The following is a 1199-nucleotide window of genomic DNA, read 5'->3' on the forward strand; positions in this document are numbered from 1 at the left end:
CACATGAACGGCTTTATGGTAGAGAAAAAGAATCCATGCAGTGGCAGCCATATCTGATGTTAATGGCAAAAAGACCAATGGCAATGAAGTATACTAGCTTTTATGATCAGTTGCCACTAGAATGGCAGAATTACTTCTCTCAATGCGCCAAAGAAGAGAAAAAAGAAGCTTTAAAGCTGTTGGCCCAGCTGTTAAAAGATAGTGATTTTAATATAGCTACTAAAGCATTAATCCATGCTTCTCAACATGGTACCCCCTCGCCAGATGCCATTAAGCAAATGTATATTCAACTAGCTAAAGGGCGAGGCATACGTGAACCTCTTAGATTAGACAAACCTTTACCTTCTATGCCAAAGGCTACCCGTGATCTGCAAAGGTATAACCGCTTCTTAGGTAGGGGTGTCATGGATGGAAGAGCTAATTAAAGAATATGCCAAACGTCTAAAACTAAGTTGGATTCCTAGGAATTATCATCAGATTCAAGCTGAAACTTTTGAAGAATACTTATTAAAGCTTTTTGAAAATGAAGTATCATCAAGGGAAGAGAGAAAAATCAATAGATTAATCAAGCAAGCTAGTTTTCCAAAGATAAAAGATGCTAAACCTTTTATATGGGATGATATTCAGCTACCCAATGATATTGACAATTCATACTTACTTGATTGTGTATTCGTTGACAAACTAGAAAATTTAATCTTTTACGGCGGGGTTGGCACTGGGAAAACATATTTGGCCACAATTATTGGTCTAAATGCAGCTAAGCAAGGAAAAAAGGTTAAGTTCTTCACAGTGGCCCAGCTGGCAAACAAGCTGATGGAGGCAAATGATAAGGGAAACCTTGAGCAATGTTTTAAGCAAGTAGAAAAGCTGGATTTGTTGATACTAGATGAACTGGGGTACATACCCCTTCACAAAGCGGCAGCAGAGTTATTATTTCAAGTTATTTCACTTTGCTATGAGAAAAGAAGCCTAATTATCACTACTAATCTTTCGTTTGCTCAATGGAACCATGTTTTCGTTGATCAAATATTGACAGAAGCTGTGATTGACAGGCTAATACACCATTCTCATCTGCTGATATTCGATGGAGAGAGTCATCGTTACAAAGAATCATTAATGAAAATTTAAAAAATGAGGGATGTTGGCAAATAACTACATTTTTTACTGCCATTTCATGCAATTTCTACTTGCCAAATACA

The 1199-nt window shown here is 37.0% G+C and carries 1 protein-coding gene and 1 pseudogene; both read left to right on the plus strand.

What is annotated here, in order from left to right:
- A pseudogene (locus JOC37_RS13080) lies at positions 1 to 425 on the plus strand (hypothetical protein); the annotation flags it as partial.
- Positions 409 to 1128, plus strand: a complete 720-nt coding sequence (istB, locus tag JOC37_RS13085) for an IS21-like element helper ATPase IstB (protein WP_204619591.1) — start codon at positions 409 to 411, stop codon at positions 1126 to 1128. The pseudogene JOC37_RS13080 and the gene istB, both read left to right, overlap by 17 nt.
- Positions 1129 to 1199 lie beyond the last annotated feature (71 nt).

The sequence above is a fragment of the Desulforadius tongensis genome (assembly GCF_016907915.1).
Classification (GTDB): Bacteria; Bacillota; Desulfotomaculia; order Desulfotomaculales; family Desulfohalotomaculaceae; genus Desulforadius; species Desulforadius tongensis.